Origin of the sequence: Pseudomonas sp. CM25 (assembly GCF_013179705.1) — a bacterium.
GTDB lineage: Bacteria > Pseudomonadota > Gammaproteobacteria > Pseudomonadales > Pseudomonadaceae > Aquipseudomonas.
Genome location: NZ_JABMCW010000070.1, coordinates 1 through 20639, shown reverse-complemented (window position 1 = coordinate 20639; position 20639 = coordinate 1). Strand labels below are relative to the sequence as shown.

Genomic DNA, 20639 nt, shown 5'->3' with positions numbered 1-20639 from the left:
GCCAGGGCGCAAACCCCATGACCTTCCTCGGCCTGGCCGGTGTCGGTGACCTGATCGTCACCTGCTCCTCGCCCAAGAGCCGCAACTACCAGGTTGGCTACGCGCTGGGGCAGGGCCACAGCCTGGAAGAGGCGGTCAACCGCCTGGGCGAAGTGGCCGAAGGCGTCAACACCCTGAAGGTGCTGAAGGCCAAGGCCCAGGAAGCGCAGGTGTACATGCCGCTGGTCGCGGGCCTGCATGCCATCCTGTTCGAAGGCCGGACGCTGAACCAGGTGATCGAGCACCTGATGCGTGCCGAGCCCAAGACCGATGTCGATTTCATTTCCATCAGCGGCTTCAACTGAGCCGAACAGAGCAAGGAGCGGTACATGAACGATACCCCGGAACGCGCCCAGCGCGAGTCGATCATCCTGCGGGTGCTGTGGATGCTGGTGTTCCTGGTGGTCTGGCAACTGGCCGAGCTGCTGCTGGCTGGCCTGGTGCTGGTGCAGCTGATCTACCGCCTGGTATACGGCGCCCCTAGCGCCAGCTTGATGAATTTCGGTGACAGCCTCAGCCAGTACCTGGCGCAGATCGGCCGCTTTGGCAGCTTCCACACCGACCAGAAGCCCTGGCCGTTTGCCGACTGGCCGACCCCGCGGCCCCCTGAAGGCGAGGCCCCGCATGCCGTGGCCCCGGCCCCACACCCGGTACGTGACGAGGAGCCCAAGCTGTGAAGCTGTGGGTGCTGCGCCATGGTGAAGCGGAGCCGCGCGCCAATACCGATGCCGAGCGCCGCCTGACCGCCCATGGTCGCGAGCAGGTACTGCGCAGCGCTGCCCGCCTGCTGGGGCAGCCGTTGCAGGCCATCATCGCCAGCCCCTACGTACGGGCCCAGCAGACGGCGGCACTGGTGCACGACACCCTCGGTTTCGCCGAGCAAGTGCGCACCGTGCCCTGGCTGACGCCAGAAAGCGATGTGCTGCAAGCGATTGGCGAAATCGAGCGGCTGGGCCTGGAGCATGTACTGCTGGTCAGCCACCAGCCGCTGGTGGGTAACCTGGTCGGGATGTTGGAACAGGGGCACCAGCAGCAGCCTGCAGCCATGAGTACGGCCAGCCTGGCAGAGCTGGAAGGGGAATGGCCGCTGGCTGGGCTGATGACGTTGCTGGCGATCAACTCCCCGGCGTGAAGCCCGGGGCCGCGCAATCAGGAAAGCAACTGGCATTTTTGCCAGTTGCCGCGCTTGCTGCACGGTTGCTACGGTTGGCTCCAGACAAATACGCAGGGAATAGCGAATGCGCGGTCAGATGTGGGAGCTGTTGAGCTCCTTGGACCTGCAACCCACCGTAGACAAGGTGCAACAAGGCGTAGTGCTGGATTTTGCCCATTACAGCCTGTTGCGCGATTCTGCCGATGCCAAGCTCCGTCACCTGATGCACAAGGTCAACGGCAACACCGAGCGGGAACCCACCGTGAGGCTGCAAAGCGAGCAGGACCTGCTCAGGCTTCAGGATGCCTGTCTGCGCGTCTCCCATCTGCTGCAAACCAGTTGCCTGGCCCTGCGTCGCCTGCAGCTGGACCACCAGGATCAGCGCCTGGCCCGCGAAGCGCTGGAGAGCCAACTGGCCTACATGCAAGCCTGCCTGCACCGTTCACTGGACAGTTTCGACCGTTCCTCATGGCCTGATAGCCACCGCCGATGACCTTTCCGGACGTTGCCGAACCGCCCGCCGATACCGACAATGGGCGATCATCCCGGTCCGGACCAGCCGCCATGTCGCAGCAGATCTTCTTCGCCCATGCCAACGGTTTTCCCTCGGCCACCTACGGCAAGCTGTTCGCCGCCCTGGCACCGGACTACCAGGTGCAGCACCTGGCCCAGCACGGGCACGATCCGCGCTTTCCGGTGGACGAAAACTGGCAGAGCCTGGTCGATGAACTGTTGCACCACCTGGCCCGGCAGGAGCAGCCGGTCTGGGGCGTCGGCCATTCGCTGGGCGGTGTGCTGCACCTGCACGCGGCGCTGCGCTGCCCCGAGTACTACCGCGGCGTAGTGATGCTCGACTCACCGGTACTCACCCGCGCCGACCAATGGTTGCTGCGCACGGCCAAGCGCTTCGGTTTCATCGACCGTATCACCCCGGCCGGGCGCACGCTTGGGCGCCGTGACAGCTTCGATGACCGCGACAGTGCCCGGGACTATTTTGCCGGCAAGTCGCTGTTCCGCCATTTTGACCCCGAATGCCTGGATGCCTATGTCGAGCATGGCCTGCAGGCCATGGAGCAGGGGGTGCAGTTGCGCTTCGACCCGGCTACGGAAATCAGCATCTACCGCAGCATCCCGCATACCAGCCCGGCACCGGCCCGGCAGCTGCAGGTACCACTGGCCATGGTGCGCGGCGAGCGCAGCAACGTCATTCGCCGCCACCACACCCTGGCGGTGCGCGGTATGCCCAAGGGCGAGTACCACAGCGTGCCGGGGGGACACATGTTCCCGCTGGAACGCCCAACCGACACCGCCAGCCTGATCAAGGGCCTGTTCGACCGCTGGAGCCAGGCATGAGCGCGCAGGTCGAGGAAGTGCGCCTGAGCCTGGGCCATATCGAACTGGCTGCGCACCTGTTCGGCCCTGAAGACGGGTTGCCGGTAATCGCCTTGCATGGCTGGCTGGACAATGCCAACAGCTTTGCCCGCCTCGCGCCGCAACTGCAGGGTCTGCGCATCGTTGCGCTGGACCTCGCCGGACATGGTTATTCCGAGCACCGACCGCCTGGCGCCGGGTATGCCTTGGCCGACTACGCCCATGATGTTCTGCGGGTGGCCGAGCAGCTGGGCTGGCAACGTTTCGCGCTGCTCGGCCATTCGCTGGGGGCGATCATCGCGGTGCAACTGGCCGGTGCCTTGCCAGACCGGGTCAGCCATCTGGCCTTGATTGACGGGGTCATTCCGCCAACCGGTGCCGAGCAGGATGCCGGCGAGCGGCTGGGCATGGCGCTGCAGGCCCAGCTGCGCCTGGATGGCAAGCGCAAGTCGGTATACGCCACGCTGGAGCAGGGCGTGCAGGCGCGCATGAAAGGCATGGTCGCGGTCAGCCGTGAGGCAGCCGAGCTGCTGGCCCAGCGCGGCCTGATGCCGGTGCCCGGTGGGTACAGCTGGCGCAGTGACAGCCGCCTGACCCTGCCATCGCCGCTGCGCCTGAGTGAGGCCCAGGCCATGGCGTATGTGCGCCGGGTGAGTTGCCCGGCGTGCCTGGTCGTGGCCGCCGACGGTATGCTGGCGCGCCACACCAAGCTGCTGGAGCAGCTACCCTTCGAACAGGTGGAGCTGCCCGGTGGCCACCACCTGCACCTGAACGATGAGCAGGGTGCGGCCCTTGTCGCAGACTGTTTCAATCGTTTCTTTGGCATTCCTTGACTTGCACCGGACAAGTGTCGAGGCTTGGCGGGTTGAACAGGGAGACAACCATGCATCTGCCAGACATCCTGGAGTTTCACTTCGGCGCACCGCGCCGCCTGGGCCGCCAATGAGTGCGCCTGTAGCCATCCGCAATGCCGTCGCCGCCTGCCTGGTATTCGCCAGCCCCGTGCTGTGGGCCGGCAGCCTGCCGGTACCGGCGGACGCCAAAGTGGTCGACCAGCGCCCGGCCGTGGAGCAGGAGCGCGTCTACCCGATGGGCCCGCTGCGCAAGATCAGCGGCCGCCTGCGCATGGAGGACAAGGTCGAGAGCCGCGGCCAGGTCAGCTCGGTAACCTACGAACTGCCGGTCGAGCGTACCGCCCGCGAAGCCTTCACCAGTGCTCGTGAAGCACTGCAGCACGACGGTGGCTACCCGTTGTTCTGGTGCCAGGGCCGTGATTGCGGCGAGGCCAGCCTGTGGGCCAACGATGTGTTTGCCAATGCCCGCCTCAATGGCGGCGACGAGCAGCAGGCGTTCATCCTGCTGCGCCGCTCGGCCGAGCAGGCCGACACCCTGGTCGCGCTGTACAGCGTCACCCGTGGCAACCGCCGCGCCTACCTGCACGTTGAGGAGTTCGTTGCCGCCGGCCCGCTGGGCGAACTGTTGCCGACCGCTGCCACGGTGCTGCGCGAAATGCGCGATACCGGCAAGCTCGACTACCCTGACCTGGCGGCGCCGCAAGACACCTGGGTAAACCTGCTGGCCCGCAGCCTCAATCTCGACAGCACCCTGCGTGCCAGCCTCAGTGGCGCTCAGGCGGAATCCTGGCGCGAGGCGCTGGTCAAGGCGGGTGTACGCAACGGCCGCCTCGAAGTCGGCAGCGCGCCCACCGAAGGCCTGCACCTTGAACTGATCCGTTGAACGAGCACCAACATGGTTAACAACGACCGCCTGCTGATCCAGATCCTGCTGCTGGCGTTGCTGGGTGCCGGCCTGTGGGTCATGGCTCCGTTCATTTCGGCGCTGTTGTGGGGGGCCATCCTGGCCTTTGCCAGCTGGCCATTGATGCGTTTGCTGACGCGCGTGCTGGGCGGCCGCGAGACCCTGGCGGCCAGCGTGCTGACCATTGCCTGGATCCTGATCGTGGCCCTGCCGCTGGTGTGGCTGGGCTTCAACCTGGCCGATCACATACGCGACGCCACCGCGTTCGTGCGTGACGTGCAGGTGGACGGCCTGCCCGATGCCCCCGCCTGGCTGGGCAGCATTCCGTTCGTAGGCGAGCGGCTGGTCAGCTGGTGGCAATCGCTGGACCAGCAGGGCGCCGCCTTGCTGGCTTCGGTAAAGCCGTACCTGGGACAGGTGGGCAACTGGCTGCTGGCGCGCAGTGCGCAGATCGGCAGCGGCGTGCTGGAGCTCACCCTCAGCCTGGTGTTCGTGTTCTTCTTCTACCGCGATGGGCCACGCCTGGCGGCGTTCGTGCTGCGCCTGCTGCAGCGCCTGATGGGTGACCGCGCCGAGTACTACCTGGAACTGGTGGCCGGCACTGTGCAGCGGGTGGTCAACGGGGTGATTGGTACTGCAGCCGCCCAGGGCCTGCTGGCAATGATCGGCTTCCTGATCGCCGGCGTACCTGGTGCCATCGTGCTGGGCCTGGTGACCTTCATGCTCAGCCTGATCCCCATGGGCCCGCCGCTGGCCTGGATACCGGCCACTGGCTGGCTGGTGTGGAAGGGCGAGTATGGCATGGCGGTGTTCCTCGGTATCTGGGGCACGTTCGTCATCAGTGGGGTAGACAACGTGCTCAAGCCGTACCTGATCAGCCGGGGCGGCAACCTGCCGTTGGTGATCGTGTTGCTGGGGGTGTTCGGCGGTTTGCTGGCGTTTGGCTTCATCGGCCTGTTCATCGGGCCGACCCTGTTGGCGGTGGGTTACAGCCTGTTGCTGGACTGGAGCCGTAACGCCGTGCAGCAGCCGCCTCAGCGGTAGCCTGTCCCGGCCTCTTGGCGGGTAAACCCGCTCCCACCGGAATCTCTCAGGCCTGAACCCATGAGGTCCCGGTAGGTGCGGGCTTACCCGCGAAGAGGCCGGCACTGACACCCCCAAAGCCCACATTTTTACGCTTTCTTTATTCCTCTCCCCACCACCCGATCTCGCTCCTTTACGCCCCTCCCTCGGACAATCTCCCCAAAGCGGCCCAAGCCGCACCACGGGGAGAACTACTCATGAACATGCTCGAAGGGCTGTCACTGCTGCTGGCAGTGGCCTTGGCGTTTTATCTGCTGGCGGCGCTGCTGCGCGCCGATCGCAGCTAGGAGCGGCCATGCACAGTCACGATTACGCCTTGCTCCTGGCATTTTTCGCCATCGTGCTGCTCCCGGCACCCTGGCTTGGGCGGTTCTACTTCAAGGTCATGGAAGGCCAGCGCACCTGGCTGTCGCCGCTGCTGGGCCCGGTCGAGCAGGGCTGCTACCGGCTTGCGGGAGTAAACGCCAGCCAGGAGCAGAACTGGCGCCAGTACACCCTTGCCTTGGTAGCGTTCAACCTGGCCGGGTTCCTGCTGTTGTTCGCCGTATTGCTATTGCAGGGCTACCTGCCGCTCAACCCGCAGCATTTGCCCGGCCAGGAATGGTCGCTGGCGTTCAATACTGCCGTGAGCTTCATCACCAATACCAACTGGCAGGCCTACAGCGGTGAGGCATCAGTCAGCTACCTCAGCCAGATGCTCGGCCTGACCGTGCAGAACTTCGTCAGCGCCGCAACCGGCCTGGCCGTGCTGGTTGCCCTGTGTCGCGGTATTGCCCGGCGCAGTGCCAACACCCTTGGCAACTTCTGGGTCGACATGACCCGCGCCACCCTCTACGGCTTGCTGCCGCTGTGCCTGCTGCTGGCGCTGCTGCTGGTAGGGCAGGGCGTGCCGCAAACCCTGGCCGACTACGCCCACGCGGTGACCTTGCAAGGTGCCGAGCAGACCATCCCGCTGGGCCCGGCGGCCAGCCAGATCGCCATCAAGCAGCTGGGTACCAACGGCGGTGGCTTCTTCGGGGTCAACGCGGCGCACCCGTTCGAGAACCCCACTGCCTGGAGCAACCTGTTCGAGGTGGCGTCGATCATCCTGATCCCGGCAGCCCTGGTGTTCACTTTCGGCCACTACGTAAAGGACCTGCGCCAAAGCCGCGCAATCCTGGCCTGCATGCTCGCGCTGTTCCTGATTGGCGGCAGTATGGCGTTGTGGTCCGAGTACCAGCCCAACCCGGCGCTTGAAGGCGCCCAGGTACAGCAGGGCGCGCCTATGGAAGGCAAGGAAAGCCGCTTCGGCACTACCGGCTCGGTGCTGTGGACGGTGACCACCACTGCCGCCTCCAACGGCTCGGTAAACGCCATGCACGACAGCCTCAACCCGCTGACCGGCATGGTGGCGATGGTCAACATGATGGTTGGCGAGGTGATCTTCGGCGGCGTCGGCGCAGGGCTGTACGGCATGGTGCTGTTCGTGCTGATCGCGGTGTTCCTGGCCGGGCTGATGATCGGTCGCACGCCGGAATACCTGGGCAAGAAACTGCAGGCGCGTGAGGTACAACTGTTGGTGGCAACACTTCTGGTGATGCCGGTTGGCGTGCTGGTACTCGGCGCCATCGCTGCCAGCCTGTCGGGCCCGGCAGGTGCGGTCAGCAACCCCGGCGCACATGGTTTCAGCCAGCTGCTGTACGCCTACACCTCGGGCACCGCCAACAATGGCTCGGCGTTTGCCGGTTTTGGCGCCAATACCGTGTATCACAACCTGATGATTGGCCTGGCCATGCTCATCGGCCGCTTTGGCTACATCCTGCCGGTGCTGGCCTTGGCCGGCAGCCTGGCGGCGAAGAAGAGCGCGCCCCAGGGGCAGAACAGCTTCCCCACCCACGGCGCGCTGTTCACCGGCCTGCTGCTGGTGACCATCCTGCTGGTCGGGGGGCTGACCTTCCTGCCGACCCTGGCCCTTGGACCAATCGCCGAACACCTGAGCCTGGCTTACTGAGGACCGACCATGAACATGCCCATTCCTGAAGCAAACGCCCGGCACAGTGCCCAGGACCAGACCCGCTTCGCCGCGCTGTGGCGCCCGGCGCTGGTGCAGGCGTTCGTCAAGCTCGACCCGCGCCAGCTCAGGCGTTCGCCGGTGATGCTGGTAGTGGCTCTGACCGCAGCACTGACCACCGTATTGTGCGTAGCCCCTGGCAGTGGCGTAGGCACCGGTGTTGCCGTGCAGATCGCCTTGTGGCTGTGGTTTACCGTGCTGTTCGCCAACTTCGCCGAAGCTTTGGCCGAAGGCCGGGGCAAGGCCCGCGCCGATAGCCTCAAAGCCGGTAGCCAAGGCCTGACCGCGCAGCGGCGCAAGCGCGATGGCAGCTACGAGACTGTCGCCGCCAGTGCACTGCGCAAGGACGACGTGGTACGCGTGGTGGCCGGCGAAATGATACCTGGTGACGGCGAGGTGCTAGAAGGTATCGCCGCCGTCAACGAGGCCGCCATCACCGGCGAGTCCGCGCCGGTGATTCGCGAATCCGGTGGCGACCGCTCGGCGGTGACCGGCAACACCCGGCTGGTGTCCGACTGGCTGCTTATCCGCATCACCAGCAACCCGGGTGAATCCACCCTGGACCGCATGATCGCCTTGGTCGAGGGCGCCAAGCGGCAGAAAACCCCCAACGAGATCGCTCTCGACATCCTGCTGATCGGCCTGACCCTGATCTTTCTGGTCGTGGTGGTGACCTTGCAGCCGTTCGCCCATTTTGCCGGCGGCAGCCTGCCGCTGATCTTCCTGGCTGCGTTGCTGGTAACGCTGATCCCCACAACCATCGGCGGCCTGCTGTCGGCCATCGGCATCGCTGGCATGGACCGGCTGGTGCGGCTGAACGTCATCGCCCGTTCGGGCCGGGCGGTGGAGGCGGCCGGGGACGTGCACACACTGATGCTCGACAAGACCGGCACCATCACCTTCGGCAACCGCCGCTGCAGTGCCCTGCATGCCGCACCGGGCATCACCGCCCGGGAACTGGGGGAGGGCGCCTTGCTGGCCTCGCTGGCGGACGATACTGCCGAAGGCAAATCGATTGTCGAGTACCTGCGGCAGTTGCACGACTTCGTCGAGCCGCCTGCCGGCCAGTTCGACGCAGTAGCCTTTAGCGCCGAGACCCGCCTTTCGGGCATCGACCTGCAGCAGCGACGCTATCGCAAGGGTGCTGTGGATGCAGTGCTGGCGTTCGTCGGCATGCAGCGGCTGGAAATGCCCCCGGCGCTGGCCCGCGAAGTGGAGCGCATTGCCCAGAGCGGTGGTACGCCGCTGCTGGTGTGCGTCGACCAGCGCCTGCTGGGCGTGATCCACCTCAAGGACGTGGTCAAGCCCGGCATTCGCGAGCGCTTCGCCGAGTTGCGCAAACTGGGTATCCGCACGGTGATGGTGACCGGCGACAACCCGCTGACCGCCGCCGCCATCGCTGCCGAGGCGGGGGTGGATGACGTACTCGCCGAGGCCACCCCCGAGAAAAAGCTGGCGCGCATCCGCCAGGAACAGAACGACGGCCGCCTGGTGGCCATGTGCGGCGACGGCGCCAACGACGCCCCGGCACTGGCCCAGGCAGACGTGGGCATGGCCATGAACGACGGCACCCAGGCGGCGCGCGAGGCGGCCAACATGGTCGACCTGGACAGCGACCCGACCAAGCTGCTGGACGTGGTCCAGGTCGGCAAGGAGCTGCTGGTGACCCGAGGTGCACTGACCACATTCTCCATCGCCAACGACGTGGCCAAGTATTTCGCCATCCTGCCGGCGCTGTTCGCCGCCATCTATCCGCAGCTGGGTGTGCTCAACCTGATGCATCTGGCCAGCCCGCAAAGCGCGATCCTGTCGGCCATCGTGTTCAACGCGCTGATCATCATCGTGCTGATCCCGCTGGCGCTGCGTGGCGTGCGGGTGCAGGCGGCGAGCGCGGCGCACCTGCTGCGGCGCAACCTGCTGATCTACGGGCTGGGCGGCATTGTCGTGCCGTTTGCCGGGATCAAGCTGATCGATCTGCTGCTCAATGCCCTGCACCTGGTCTGAGGAGGCCGACATGACTACTTATGTACGCCCGGCGGTGAGCCTGGCTTTGTTGATGACCTTGGTCACGGGTGCGCTCTACCCGCTGGCAGTGACGGGCATAGCCCAGGTGGTGTTCCCGGAGCAGGCCAATGGCAGCCTGGTGCGCGATGACCAGGGGCAGGTGCGAGGTTCGGCGCTGATTGCCCAGGATTTCCAGGGCGATGGCTGGTTCCATTCGCGGCCTTCGGCAGGCGCTTACGCCACCGTCGCCAGCAGTGCCAGCAACCTTTCGCCGAGCAACCCGGTGCTGGCCGAGCGGGTCAAGGGGGAGGCGGCTGCGCTGTACCAGGCGCAGCAGGGGCCGGTGCCGCAGGCGTTGCTGACCACTTCGGCCAGCGGCCTTGACCCGCACTTGCCACCGGAGGCGGTGGCTTACCAGATTCCGCGGGTGGCGGCGGCGCGGCAGTTGCCGGTGGCGCGCTTGCAAGCCCTGCTGGAAGAGGCCACCCTCCACCCATTGATCGGCCCGCCCGTGGTCAATGTGCTGGCGATTAACCGGATGCTTGAGCAACTGAGCCACTGAAATGGGGCCGCTGCGCGGTCCATCGCCGGCAAGCCAGCTCCCACCCCGACCGCATCGCTCCAAGCCTTGTGCAGTACCTGTGGGAGCCTGGCTTGCCGGCGATGGCCTGCGCGGCAGGCCCGGGAATGCCGCAGGCCGCAGTAAAATCAAAGGATGAAACATGAGTGATTCCACCCGCGCAGACGCGCTGTTGGCCACCCTCCCGCGAATCGGCCGGGGTCGGCTCAAGGTGTTTCTGGGTGCCGCCCCTGGGGTCGGCAAGACCTTCGCCATGCTCCAGGCGGCCCACGCCCAGCAGCGCCAGGGGGTGCAGGTGCTGGCCGGGGTTGTCGAAACCCACGGCCGCGCCGAAACCGAAGCCTTGCTGGCTGGCCTTCAGCAGCAGCCTTTGCTACGCAGCCAGTACCGCGGTGTCACCCTGGAAGAGATGGACCTGGACGGCTTGCTCAAGGCCACCCCAACCCTGGTGCTGGTCGATGAACTGGCCCACACCAACGCCCCCCGCAGCCGGCACGCCAAGCGTTGGCAAGACGTGCAGGAGCTGCTGGCCGCAGGCGTCGATGTGTACACCACGGTCAACGTCCAGCACCTGGAAAGCCTCAACGACAAGGTCCGCGACATCACCGGCGTGCACGTGCGCGAAACCCTGCCGGACTGGGTGCTGCAGGAAGCTTTCGAGCTAGTGCTGATCGACTTGCCGCCGCGCGAACTGCTCGAGCGCCTGCGCGAAGGCAAGGTGTATGTGCCCGAGCAGGCGCGGGCGGCCATCGATGCATTCTTCTCGCAGACCAACCTCACCGCCTTGCGTGAAATGGCCATGCAGACCGCCGCCGCCCAGGTCGATGCCGACCTGGCCCACGGCTATCGCCAGCGTGGTCAGGAGGCCCCGACCCTGCGCGGGCGGCTGCTGGTGGGCGTGGATGGCGATGACCAGGCCGAACGCCTGGTGCGCCATGCCAGCCGCGTGGCCCAGCGCCGCCACCTGCCCTGGAGCCTGGTGCATGTGGACAACGGCCGCCTGCGCGACGAAACCGCCCGCCATCGCCTGCAGGCCGCGCAGCAACTGGCCGAGCGCCTGGGCGGGGAGGTGGTATTGCTGCGCGCCGGCGAAGTGGCCCGCACACTGATCCAGCATGCTGCCGAGCGGCGCGCCAGCCTGGTACTGGTCGGGCAGTCCCGCGACCGCCTTCGCCGGCGCCTGTTCGGCGCAGGGGTGGCTGCGCGGCTACTGCGCGAAAGCCATGGCCTGGAGATCAACGTGCTGGACCGCGATGTGCAGGCGCAAGCGCCGCGTTCGGCTGTGCGGCGGGTGTGGGTGTGGCGCCATTACCTGCTGGCGCTACTGGCCACGGTCATGGCGGCGGGCCTGGCCTGGGCGGTATCGAGTGTGCTGGCGCTACCCAATATCTCGCTGGTATTCCTGGCGGCGGTGTTGCTGGTCGCGGTACGCAGCAGCCTGGGGCCTGCTCTGGCCTGCGCGGCGCTGTCGTTCCTGACTTACGACTTCTTGTTCATCCCGCCCAATTTCTCGTTCAGCATCCAGCGCGAAGAAGACGTGCTGACCCTGGTGTTCTTCCTGTTGATGGCGGCGCTTACCGGCAACCTGGCCGCCCGCCAGCGCCGCCAGCTTCAGGCGCTGCGCGAGACCCAGGCGCAGACCAGCCAGTTGCTCGACCTGTCGCGCCGGCTGACGGTGGCCACCGACCGCCAGGCAGTGTTCAATGCCGCCGGCCAGCATCTGGGCGGCTGGCAAGACCTGCAGGTGTGCCTGCTGGAGCGCAACGTCGAAGGCCAGCTGACGGTAGCCAGCGGTGAGGCCCACGCCTTCAGCGACACCGAGCGCGCCGCCGCCGACTGGGCCTGGCAGCACGGTCAGGCGGCCGGCCACGGCAGCGACACCTTGCCCAATGGCCGCTGGTGGTGGTGCCCGCTGGCGGTGGACGAGCAACCCTTGGCATTGCTCGGTGTGCGCCCGCGTGCGGGGCAGCCGCTCAGCGACCCGCGTCGGCGCTTGCTGGTTGCGCTTGGCCAGCCGCTGGCCCAGGCGCTGGCGCGCGCGCGTCTGGCCGAACAGCTTGAGGCCGCGCGCCTGCACGGCGAAACCGAGCAGTTGCGCAGTGCCTTGCTGGCGTCCGTGTCCCATGACCTGCGCACGCCATTGACCGCCATGCGCGGCAGCATCGACAGCCTGCTGGCGCTGGGCGAAGCGATCCCGGTCGACGACCGCCGCGAATTGCTGGAAGGCACCCGCAATGAGGCTGAGCGCCTCGATCGCTACATCCAGAACCTGCTGGACATGACCCGCCTGGGCCACGGCGGGCTCAAGCTGGCCCGCGACTGGGTAGCCCCGGGGGACATTGTCGGCAGCGCCCTCAATCGCCTGCGCGTGGTGCTGGCGCCGTTGCGCGTGCACACTGATGTGCCAGTCGAGCTGCCGTTATTGTTCGTGCATGCAGCACTGATCGAGCAGGCGTTGGTCAATGTGCTGGAAAATGCTGCACGGTTCTCGCCGGCCAATGGCCGGCTGGCGTTGCAGGTATCGGTGCAGGACAGTCAATTGCGCTTTGCCGTGTTCGACCAGGGGCCCGGCATTCCCGTGGCCGACCGCGAGAAGATCTTCGATATGTTCTACACCGCAGCCCGTGGCGACCGTGGCGGGCAGGGCACCGGCCTGGGCCTGGCCATCTGCCAGGGCATGATCGGCGCCCATGGCGGGCAGATTCTGGTGGGCGAAGGCATTGATGGCCAGGGCACCGGCATCACTTTATGCTTGCCGCTGCCCCCTCAACCTGAAGCCGAAAGCGAAACCCCATGAGCCAGTCCGCCACCCTGTTGGTCATCGACGACGAACCGCAGATCCGCAAGTTCCTGCGTATCAGCCTGACCTCGCAGGGCTACAAGGTGATCGAGGCGGCTACCGGCGGCGAAGGGCTGGCCCAGGCGGCATTGGGCAAACCGGACCTGGTGGTGCTCGACCTCGGCCTGCCGGACATGGACGGCCAGCAGGTGCTGCGCGAGCTGCGCGAGTGGAGCACGGTGCCGGTGATGGTGTTGTCGGTGCGCGCCAGTGAAGTGCAGAAGGTCGATGCACTCGATGGCGGCGCCAATGACTATGTGACCAAGCCGTTTGGCATCCAGGAGTTTCTGGCCCGGGTGCGTGCCCTGTTGCGCCAGGTGCCCCAGGCCGCTGGTTCGGAAGTGTCGGCGAGCTTTGGGCCATTGACTGTGGACTTTGCTTTTCGCCGGGTGACCCTGGACGGTGTGGAAGTGGCGTTGACGCGCAAGGAGTATGCCTTGTTGGCTCTATTGGCCGGGCACCCGGGGCGAGTGATTACCCAGCAGCAGCTGCTCAAGGATATCTGGGGGCCTACCCATGTGGAGGACACCCATTACTTGCGGATTGTGGTGGGGCATTTGCGCCAGAAACTGGGCGATGACCCCACAGCGCCGCGCTTCATCGTTACCGAGGCGGGGGTAGGGTATCGGTTGGTGGCCCCGTCGCATCCTGATTGACTGGCGCGGCCTTTGTGGGAGCGGGCGCGCCCTCGAAGCAGGCGACGCGATGGATGGCACCGGCTTCGTCGGTGTTCGCGGCTGAAGCCGCTCCCACAGGGATCGCGCTAGCTTCTGAATCATGATCAAGGCCTCGTGCTGTGGCATCTCAGGCTCTTGGTGGCTCCCTCTCGAAAAGCTGGCGCACGACTTCCAGATAGCGCCGCGCCCCCAGGCCTAGCGGGCGTGGCTTGAGCCAGATGATGTCGACCCACAGGCGCAAGCGGCTGGCCATGTTGTCGAAACGCACTTCTGCCAGCGCGCCCGACGCGATCAACGGTTCAACCAGCGGCTCTGGCAGGTAGGCCCACCCGAGGCCGGATTGCACCAGGTCCAGCGTGGCCAGGTAGCTGTCGGTCAGCCAGATACGCCGCGACAGCACCATGCGCGGGTCCGACCCGGTGGCCTTGCCCGAGGCGACGATGATCTGCCGCTGTTCGGCGAATGCCTCTTCGGGCAAGGGTGTGCCGCTGTTCTGACCCGCCGGATGGCGCGGTGACGCGACGGCCACCAGCAACTGGCTGCCAGCTTCCAGAAACGACTCGCGCTCGTCGATGCCGGGCCGTTCGAACACCAGCGCCAGTTGCACGCTGCCCTCGTGCAGCAGGCGGATGGCTTCGGTCTGGGTGGCTGTACGCACTTCGATTTCCAGGCTGGGGAATTCTTCTGCCAGCGTTACCAGTGGTTGGCTCCAGCGGCCGGTCTGCAACTCGGGCGCCATGGCGATGGTCAGGCGTTTTTCCAGGCCTTTGTGCAACTGCAAGGCCTGGGCGTCCAGCAGGTTGAGCTGGCAGATCACCTGCCGGGCCTGAGGCTCCAGCGCCAGGGCGGCGCTGGTGGGCAAGGCCTTGCGGGTGGCCCGGTCGAACAGCACCAGGTCCAGTTCTGCTTCCAGTTGGGCGATGGCCATGCTCACCGCCGAAGGTACACGGCCCAGCTTGCGTGCGGCGGCGGAAAACGACCCGGCATCCATCACGGCGAGAAAGATTGCCAGGGAGTCGCTGGTAAAGGCCATGTTCACAAAACCTGTTGTACGTGATGTGGGTAATGTAACTGGCTGCCTCGGGCTTGCCATGGGATTTGCAGCGCCGGTGAGATCGAGCGCCGCCCGCGCGGCGCTCGATCTCATAGACGCAGCAACTCCAAAGGCCTGTACCTTCAGCCACCACTCAACCCCTACAGCCCTTCGCCAAGCACCCGGTCGATGCTGTCGACAAAGTAGTCCACGCTTGCCCGCGTAGTGCACATCGGTGGCTTGATCTTGAGGATGTTCAGGTAGTCGCCGGTCGGCTGCATGAAGATGCCCAGATCACGCAGGCGGTCGCACAAGGCCATGGTTTCCTCGGTGGCCGGTTCCAGGGTTGCGCGGTCACGCACCAGCTCCAGCCCCAGGTAGAAGCCAGAGCCATGTGCAGCGCCAGCCAGCGGGTGCTTGTCCACCAGCGCCTGCAGGCGGGCCTTGAAGTAGCGCCCGGTATCACGGGCGTTGTCCCACAGGCCTTCCTCCTGCATCACGTCCAGTACCGCCATGCCGATGCGACAGCTGACCGGGCTGCCACCGGCCGAGGAGAAGAAGTAGCCCTCGGCTTCCAGCGCTTCGGCGATTTCGCGGCGGGTGATGACCACACCCAGTGGCTGGCCGTTGCCCATGCCCTTGGCCATGGTGATGATATCCGGCACCACGCCCTGTTCCTCGAAGCCCCAGAAGTACTCACCCAGGCGGCCGTACCCCACCTGTACCTCGTCGGCGATGCACACGCCGCCACGGGCGCGGACCTTGGCATACGCATCCTGCAAGTAGCCCGCCGGTAGCGAGATGCCCCCGGCATTGCCGTACACCGGCTCACAGATGATGCCGGCCAGCTGGCGACCGCGGGCGTCGAGGTCGGCCAGCTTGGCGTCGACGTCCTGCAAGTAGTCGGTGGCGCTGTTGGGACCGCGGAAGCGGCCACGGAAGGTGTTTGGTGCCTCGACCGGGTGCACCCAGTCCGGGCGGGTTTCCAGCGCTTGCGGGTTGTCGGCGATGGAGGTGGAGATGGCATCGGTTGCCACCGACCAGCCGTGGTAGGCCTCCAGCACGCTGAGCAAGTCACGCCCGCCGCTGTAGGCCCAGGCCAGGCGAATCGCCAGGTCGTTGGCTTCGGTGCCGCTGTTGACCATGAACACCCGGTCGAAACCTTCGGGCGCCAGGGCTAGCAGGCGCTCGGAAAACTCGGTGATTGCCGCGTAGTGGAAGCGCGAGTTGGTGTTCAGCAGTGACCACTGCCGCGCCGACTCGGCGACCATGCGTGGGTGGCCATGGCCTAGCACCGCGACGTTGTTGAGCATGTCCAGGTACGAACGGCCCTGCATGTCGATCAGGTAGTTGCGCCAGCCGCGCTCGATATGCGGCGGCTGCGCGTAGTAGTGCTTCTGCGAACGGGCGAAGCTGGCGTCGCGGCGGGCTAGCAGGGCTTGCGGATCGGGTAGCGGCTGGGCATCGCAATCGAAGCCCAGCAGTGCGGCTGGCGACGGGCACAGGGCCAGCCAGGCAGCGGCGTGGGATGGGGTGGCAAAGAAAGGCGGCTGAATGCCGTTGTCCAGGCACAGCTGCACGCTGAGGAAGCCACAAGTAGTGCCCAGCGACTGGCCTTTTTCCACGCCCTGGCCGTCTGCCGGTGCGTCTTCCAGTCCCTGCAGCAACAACGCCCAGTGCGCGGTGCGCAGGCAGCCTCGGCCGTCGCCGTGGCGCTCCCAGGTGCCGGGTGCTGGCGCTTGCACCAGGCTGCCGTTGGGCACGTGCAGCTCTACGCCGAGGGCGCAGGTGGCGGGCTCTTCGGGGCTGTCGATGTGGGTTTGCGACAGGCGATATTGCCCATGCAGGCTGCAGGCCGGGGCGGCTTGTGCAGTCAGCAGATGCTGGTCGAAACCGGGTTGTTCCCAGTTACCGGCTTCGCAGAGTGAGCTGAGTACCCCCAGGTCTACCCGGGACACAGCCTGCCCGGAGAGGTCAGGGAGCAACCGGGCGCAACCGTTCAAGTCCGGCACCTTGGCTTGCAAGCCCGCAGCTTGCAGGATGGCCGCTTCCATCAGGGTGAAAGGCACGGCGGTGGCAGTGTCGAAGATTTCCCATTCGTGAGCGATGTTGTCGCGGGTGTACTGGTTGCCGGGGTCAATAGCCAGCTGCTGTTCGCTGCTCAGCACCAGTACGGCAGCGCGGTTTACTACCAACGGCCACAGGGCGCGCAGTTCCGCCTCGGTCAGCGGGTTGAGTGCCTGATAGGCCTGCACGGCTGGCAGGATGCGCAGTGGGTCGCCCTCGGCGTGGTGCAACAGCGCAGCGCAAGTCACCGACAGGTCGGCGATGCGCCAGGTGCGTAGCAGGTCGCCGAAATCAATCACGCCTTGCAGTTGCCACTGGCGCTGGGCATCACGGGCCCACACGGTGTTGTCGTCGGTGATGTCCAGGTGCACGGCCTGACTTGGCAGTTGATCAACCAGGGGTGTCAGGCGCTCGCAGGCTTGGCGGGTAGCGCGTTCGATGCGAGCGCGCTGCGCGCTGTCCTGCAGCACCGGCAGCAGATGACCGATCAGTGCCTGGGCATGCTGCGGATCCCATTGCAGGGTGCGCACCAGGCCTGGGTGGTCGAAGTTGGCCAGCGCTTTGTCCAGCCGGGCGCAGAGCCCGCCCAGTTCGCCCATAAGCCGTGGTTGCATGTGCTTGAGACGGGTGAGGGGTTGGCCGTCGATGTAATCGAGCAGGCGCAGGCGCAACGGTTGGCCGTCTATCTCCAGGTCCAGTAACTGCTGGCCGCTGGTGGCCGTGCGTGCGGCTGGCACCGGCAAGCCCTGATCGCGCAGGTAGGACAGGGCGGCGTGCTGTGCTTCCAGTTCCTGTTGCGCATAGCTGCCGTGACAGGCCTTCAGCACGAATCGGCCTTGTGGCGCGTCCACGCGCACGTTCAGGTCTTGCTGGCTGCCCAGGGCCGTGAGCGTGCCGGCGAGGCCATAGTGCATTTGTAGCACGGCATGCGCCTGGGCTTCGCTGAGCGAAGGGCTGGGCAGGCCGGAGCGCTGGATCAGCGCCGCCAGGGCTGGGGAAGTGGGCGGCTGTTGTGGACTGGACATGGGCTCTACCGTTGGTGCCGGGAGTGGATGGTGGAGAATTTATGCCCTTTCTGGCTGATGATGGAAGACGATTGTTGTCAGTAAAATTGATCACTGACGCTTTGAACTATTCGGTAATCGAAGTAAACGAAACAGCCGGATGGAGTAGGATTGCCCGGGGGAGTGGCTGGCTTCCGAGGTGTGCATTTTTGTTGCCCCCTGAAAGTTCTCGAATGCCTGGGCGGGCCCTTTCGCGGGTAAACCCGCTCCCACAGGTTCCCCACTTGCCTCAAGACTTGCACAGTACCTGTGGGAGCGGGTTTACCCGCGAAAGGGCCCGCTCAGGCAACACATCATTCAAAAGTCAGTGCGCCGTTCGAGGCTCGGTGGGCATCTGCACCTGGACCAATGCCGACTCAAGCAAAGCCCGTAGCGCCTCCAGCTCGTGCATCGAGGTCATCATCAAGATCGAAGCGGGTGATTTGGGCTGCAGCAGCAAGGCCTGATGTACCACGGTGGCGGCGCAGAGCGCGTAGTCGGTGGCCTGGATCAGGGTGTCTTCGAGGGAATGGGGGTTGTGGGGTGGATCGGGGACGACTTTTAACATTACGATTTACCGTTGTAGGTGCCGCCTCCTCCCTGCTGTCAAACAGTTGGGTGGCAGCTGTACGTGGGTTGACAGACCGGTGGAAATCGTAAGTTCCGGCGCACGCAAGCGTGCCCGCACGTACAGCCGCCATAATGGCGAACCGCATACGATTTACCGTCACAGCCTGTCAAAGCTGTATCGTTGACGAGCAACGACATGCCGAGACTAGAGCGCTGCCGGAGCAGCGGCAACGGAAAATGCGCGGCAGGAGTATGTTTGGGAAATGGCCTACAAGGAAGGGGGTAAATCTGATCTTACCGCTCCAGAAGCGGGCCGCTCTGCGGCCCATCGCCGGCAAGCCAGCTCCCACAGGGATAGCGCAAGTCTTGGAGACTGCGCGGTCGGGGTGGGAGCTGGCTTGCCGGCGATGGGCTGCAGAGCGGCCCCCAAAAGCTAGCTTACGGCATCCACCTCCAAAAACGCCGCCTCCAGCAACTGCCGGGTATACGGATGCTGCGGCGCATGAAATATCGCCTGTGCATCCCCTTGCTCCACCACCTGCCCGTGCTTGATCACCATCAACTGGTGACTCAGCGCCTTCACCACCGCCAGGTCATGGCTGATGAACAGGTACGTCAGGTTGTACTTCTGCTGCAGATTACGCAGCAACTCCACCACCTGCCGCTGCACGGTGCGGTCCAGCGCGGATGTGGGTTCATCCAGCAGGATCAGCGCCGGCTTCAGCACCAGCGCCCTGGCAATGGCGATGCGCTGGCGCTGTCCGCCGGAAAACTCATGGGGATAACGATGGCGAGTACGCGGATCCAGCCCCACTTCCTCCAAGGCCGCGACAATGGCTGCTTCCTGCTCGGCTGCGGTGCCAATGCGGTGAATACGCAACCCTTCGCCAACGATATCCGCCACACACATGCGCGGGCTAAGGCTGCCAAACGGGTCCTGGAACACCACCTGCATTTCCCGCCGCAACGGGCGCACGGCCTGCTGATTCAAGGCGTCCAGGTTCTGCCCGTGAAAACGAATGCCACCTTGACTGGAGATCAGGCGCAGAATGGCCAGGCCCAACGTCGACTTGCCCGAACCGGACTCGCCGACAATCCCCAGCGTCTGCCCCTGCGGCAAGCTGAAGTTGACGCCGTCCACCGCTTTCACGTGGTCAACCGTGCGCCGCAGAAAGCCCTTCTTGATCGGGAACCATACCTTGAGGTCATCCACCTCCAGCAACGGTGCCCCCACCGGGTTGTGCGCCGGCAGCCCGCTGGGCTCGGCATTGATCAACATCTGCGTGTAGTGGTGCTGCGGCGCGCTGAACAGCGTGGCGCAGTCGGCCTGCTCGACAATCTGCCCGCGCTGCATCACGCACACGCGGTGAGCGATGCGCCGCACCAGATTGAGGTCATGGCTGATCAGCAGCAAGGCCATGCCCAAGCGCGCCTGCAGGTCTTTGAGCAGGTCGAGAATCTTGAGCTGCACGGTCACATCCAGCGCCGTGGTGGGTTCGTCGGCAATCAGCAGCTCTGGCTCGTTGGCCAGCGCCATGGCGATCATCACCCGCTGGCGCTGCCCGCCAGACAGTTCGTGGGGGAGGGCTTTCAGGCGCTTGCGCGGTTCGGGAATACCGACCAGCTCCAGCAGCTCCAGCGTGCGGGCGGTGGCTGCCTTGCCGGTGAGGCCTTTGTGCAGCAGGAGGATTTCGTTGATCTGCTTTTCGATGCAGTGCAGCGGGTTCAGCGAGGTCATCGGCTCCTGGAAGATCATCGCAATGCGGTTGCCGCGAATGCGTTGCAGGGTCTTCTCGTTCTGCTGCAGCAGGTCTTTGCCCTCGTACTGGATGCTGCCGCTGGGGTGGCGCGCCAGAGGGTACGGCAGCAGGCGCAGGATCGAGTGCGCAGTAACCGATTTGCCCGAGCCACTTTCGCCTACCAATGCCAGCGTCTCGCCCTTGCGGATGTCAAAGCTGATGCCATCGACCACCCGGTTGACCTGGTCGCCGGTGACGAACTCCACGGCCAGGTCCCGCACTTCGATCAGGTTCTGTTCACTCATGTCACTTCCTCGGGTCGAAGGCGTCGCGGGCGGATTCGCCGATGAACACCAGCAGGCTCAGCATCAGCGCCAGCACCGCGAAGGCGCTGATGCCCAGCCACGGGGCTTGCAGGTTGGACTTGCCCTGGGCCACCAGCTCGCCCAGCGACGGCGAACCTGCGGGCAGGCCAAAGCCAAGGAAGTCCAGCGCGGTCAGGGTACCGATGGCGCCAGTGAGAATGAACGGCATGAAGGTCATGGTCGAAATCATCGCGTTGGGCAGGATGTGCCGGTACATGATTGCGCCGTTGCGCATGCCCAGGGCGCGGGCGGCGCGCACGTATTCCAG

General features: G+C 65.5%; 19 protein-coding genes. 14 read left to right on the top strand and 5 right to left on the bottom strand.

The window, feature by feature from the left end:
• The 14 genes from HP546_RS10390 to HP546_RS10325 form a co-directional block, all read left to right on the top strand.
• On the top strand, positions 1–344 hold a 344-nt coding region (locus HP546_RS10390; protein ID WP_372242423.1), incomplete at its 5' end, for an NAD(P)H-dependent glycerol-3-phosphate dehydrogenase.
• Between the two features lie 24 nt (positions 345–368).
• Positions 369–716, top strand: a complete 348-nt coding sequence (locus tag HP546_RS10385) for a DUF4389 domain-containing protein (protein ID WP_172224100.1) — start codon at positions 369–371, stop codon at positions 714–716.
• Positions 713–1171 (top strand): phosphohistidine phosphatase SixA, encoded by a 459-nt coding sequence (sixA, locus tag HP546_RS10380; protein ID WP_172224097.1) that lies wholly within the window; start codon positions 713–715, stop codon positions 1169–1171. The genes HP546_RS10385 and sixA overlap by 4 nt, the downstream gene beginning before the upstream one ends.
• 106 nt (positions 1172–1277) lie before the next feature.
• Positions 1278–1685 (top strand): hypothetical protein, encoded by a 408-nt coding sequence (locus tag HP546_RS10375; RefSeq protein ID WP_256676310.1) that lies wholly within the window; start codon positions 1278–1280, stop codon positions 1683–1685.
• 71 nt (positions 1686–1756) lie between these two features.
• Positions 1757–2545: an alpha/beta fold hydrolase gene (locus tag HP546_RS10370; RefSeq protein ID WP_172224093.1), complete on the top strand. Its 789-nt coding sequence runs from the start codon at positions 1757–1759 to the stop codon at positions 2543–2545.
• Positions 2542–3396: an alpha/beta hydrolase gene (locus tag HP546_RS10365; RefSeq protein ID WP_172224090.1), complete on the top strand. Its 855-nt coding sequence runs from the start codon at positions 2542–2544 to the stop codon at positions 3394–3396. The genes HP546_RS10370 and HP546_RS10365 overlap by 4 nt, the downstream gene beginning before the upstream one ends.
• A gap of 109 nt (positions 3397–3505) precedes the next feature.
• The gene (locus tag HP546_RS10360; protein WP_172224087.1) at positions 3506–4300 is read left to right on the top strand and encodes a DUF4892 domain-containing protein; all 795 of its coding nucleotides are present in this window, start codon (positions 3506–3508) and stop codon (positions 4298–4300) included.
• A 12-nt stretch (positions 4301–4312) separates the two neighbouring features.
• The gene (locus HP546_RS10355) at positions 4313–5365 is read left to right on the top strand and encodes an AI-2E family transporter (RefSeq protein WP_172224084.1); all 1053 of its coding nucleotides are present in this window, start codon (positions 4313–4315) and stop codon (positions 5363–5365) included.
• A gap of 236 nt (positions 5366–5601) precedes the next feature.
• Positions 5602–5691 (top strand): K(+)-transporting ATPase subunit F, encoded by a 90-nt coding sequence (kdpF, locus tag HP546_RS10350; protein WP_172224081.1) that lies wholly within the window; start codon positions 5602–5604, stop codon positions 5689–5691.
• 8 nt (positions 5692–5699) lie between these two features.
• A complete protein-coding gene (kdpA, locus tag HP546_RS10345) occupies positions 5700–7394 on the top strand; it encodes a potassium-transporting ATPase subunit KdpA (RefSeq protein ID WP_172224078.1) in 1695 nt (564 codons plus the stop codon).
• Positions 7395–7403: 9 nt separating this feature from the next.
• Positions 7404–9458, top strand: coding sequence for a potassium-transporting ATPase subunit KdpB (kdpB, locus tag HP546_RS10340; protein ID WP_172224075.1), 2055 nt, complete (start codon positions 7404–7406; stop codon positions 9456–9458).
• A 10-nt stretch (positions 9459–9468) separates the two neighbouring features.
• Positions 9469–10020 carry a potassium-transporting ATPase subunit KdpC gene (kdpC, locus tag HP546_RS10335; protein WP_172224071.1) on the top strand — a complete coding sequence of 184 codons (552 nt, stop codon included), beginning with the start codon at positions 9469–9471 and terminating at the stop codon, positions 10018–10020.
• A gap of 160 nt (positions 10021–10180) precedes the next feature.
• The gene (locus tag HP546_RS10330) at positions 10181–12835 is read left to right on the top strand and encodes a sensor histidine kinase KdpD (RefSeq protein WP_172224067.1); all 2655 of its coding nucleotides are present in this window, start codon (positions 10181–10183) and stop codon (positions 12833–12835) included.
• Entirely contained in the window at positions 12832–13533 is a 702-nt protein-coding gene (locus HP546_RS10325) for a response regulator (protein WP_172224062.1), read from the top strand. The genes HP546_RS10330 and HP546_RS10325 overlap by 4 nt, the downstream gene beginning before the upstream one ends.
• Before the next feature lie 148 nt (positions 13534–13681).
• Here the strand turns inward: HP546_RS10325 and HP546_RS10320 are convergent, their stop codons facing one another.
• The 5 genes from HP546_RS10320 to HP546_RS10300 all read right to left on the bottom strand — a co-directional run.
• Positions 13682–14587, bottom strand: a complete 906-nt coding sequence (locus tag HP546_RS10320) for a LysR family transcriptional regulator (RefSeq protein WP_172224057.1) — start codon at positions 14585–14587, stop codon at positions 13682–13684.
• 161 nt (positions 14588–14748) lie between these two features.
• On the bottom strand, positions 14749–17679 hold the full coding sequence (locus HP546_RS10315) for an aminotransferase (RefSeq protein WP_172224053.1): 2931 nt from the start codon (positions 17677–17679) through the stop codon (positions 14749–14751).
• A 343-nt stretch (positions 17680–18022) separates the two neighbouring features.
• A complete protein-coding gene (locus HP546_RS10310; RefSeq protein ID WP_172224048.1) occupies positions 18023–18265 on the bottom strand; it encodes a hypothetical protein in 243 nt (80 codons plus the stop codon).
• Between the two features lie 435 nt (positions 18266–18700).
• The gene (locus HP546_RS10305) at positions 18701–20311 is read right to left on the bottom strand and encodes an ABC transporter ATP-binding protein (RefSeq protein ID WP_172224045.1); all 1611 of its coding nucleotides are present in this window, start codon (positions 20309–20311) and stop codon (positions 18701–18703) included.
• 1 nt (position 20312) lies between these two features.
• Positions 20313–20639: ABC transporter permease subunit (locus HP546_RS10300; RefSeq protein ID WP_172224040.1), on the bottom strand; the 327-nt coding region annotated here is incomplete at its 5' end.

Bases quoted from the DNA above. Each gene is read 5' to 3' on its own strand.
- HP546_RS10385 (WP_172224100.1), top strand. From the start codon at position 369: ATGAACGATACCCCGGAACGCGCCCAGCGCGAGTCGATCATCCTGCGG.
- HP546_RS10375 (WP_256676310.1), top strand. From the start codon at position 1,278: ATGCGCGGTCAGATGTGGGAGCTGTTGAGCTCCTTGGACCTGCAACCC.
- HP546_RS10370 (WP_172224093.1), top strand. From the start codon at position 1,757: ATGTCGCAGCAGATCTTCTTCGCCCATGCCAACGGTTTTCCCTCGGCC.
- HP546_RS10365 (WP_172224090.1), top strand. From the start codon at position 2,542: ATGAGCGCGCAGGTCGAGGAAGTGCGCCTGAGCCTGGGCCATATCGAA.
- HP546_RS10360 (WP_172224087.1), top strand. From the start codon at position 3,506: ATGAGTGCGCCTGTAGCCATCCGCAATGCCGTCGCCGCCTGCCTGGTA.
- HP546_RS10355 (WP_172224084.1), top strand. From the start codon at position 4,313: ATGGTTAACAACGACCGCCTGCTGATCCAGATCCTGCTGCTGGCGTTG.
- kdpF (WP_172224081.1), top strand. From the start codon at position 5,602: ATGAACATGCTCGAAGGGCTGTCACTGCTGCTGGCAGTGGCCTTGGCG.
- kdpA (WP_172224078.1), top strand. From the start codon at position 5,700: ATGCACAGTCACGATTACGCCTTGCTCCTGGCATTTTTCGCCATCGTG.
- kdpB (WP_172224075.1), top strand. From the start codon at position 7,404: ATGAACATGCCCATTCCTGAAGCAAACGCCCGGCACAGTGCCCAGGAC.
- kdpC (WP_172224071.1), top strand. From the start codon at position 9,469: ATGACTACTTATGTACGCCCGGCGGTGAGCCTGGCTTTGTTGATGACC.
- HP546_RS10330 (WP_172224067.1), top strand. From the start codon at position 10,181: ATGAGTGATTCCACCCGCGCAGACGCGCTGTTGGCCACCCTCCCGCGA.
- HP546_RS10325 (WP_172224062.1), top strand. From the start codon at position 12,832: ATGAGCCAGTCCGCCACCCTGTTGGTCATCGACGACGAACCGCAGATC.
- HP546_RS10320 (WP_172224057.1), bottom strand. From the start codon at position 14,587: ATGGCCTTTACCAGCGACTCCCTGGCAATCTTTCTCGCCGTGATGGAT.
- HP546_RS10315 (WP_172224053.1), bottom strand. From the start codon at position 17,679: ATGTCCAGTCCACAACAGCCGCCCACTTCCCCAGCCCTGGCGGCGCTG.
- HP546_RS10310 (WP_172224048.1), bottom strand. From the start codon at position 18,265: ATGTTAAAAGTCGTCCCCGATCCACCCCACAACCCCCATTCCCTCGAA.
- HP546_RS10305 (WP_172224045.1), bottom strand. From the start codon at position 20,311: ATGAGTGAACAGAACCTGATCGAAGTGCGGGACCTGGCCGTGGAGTTC.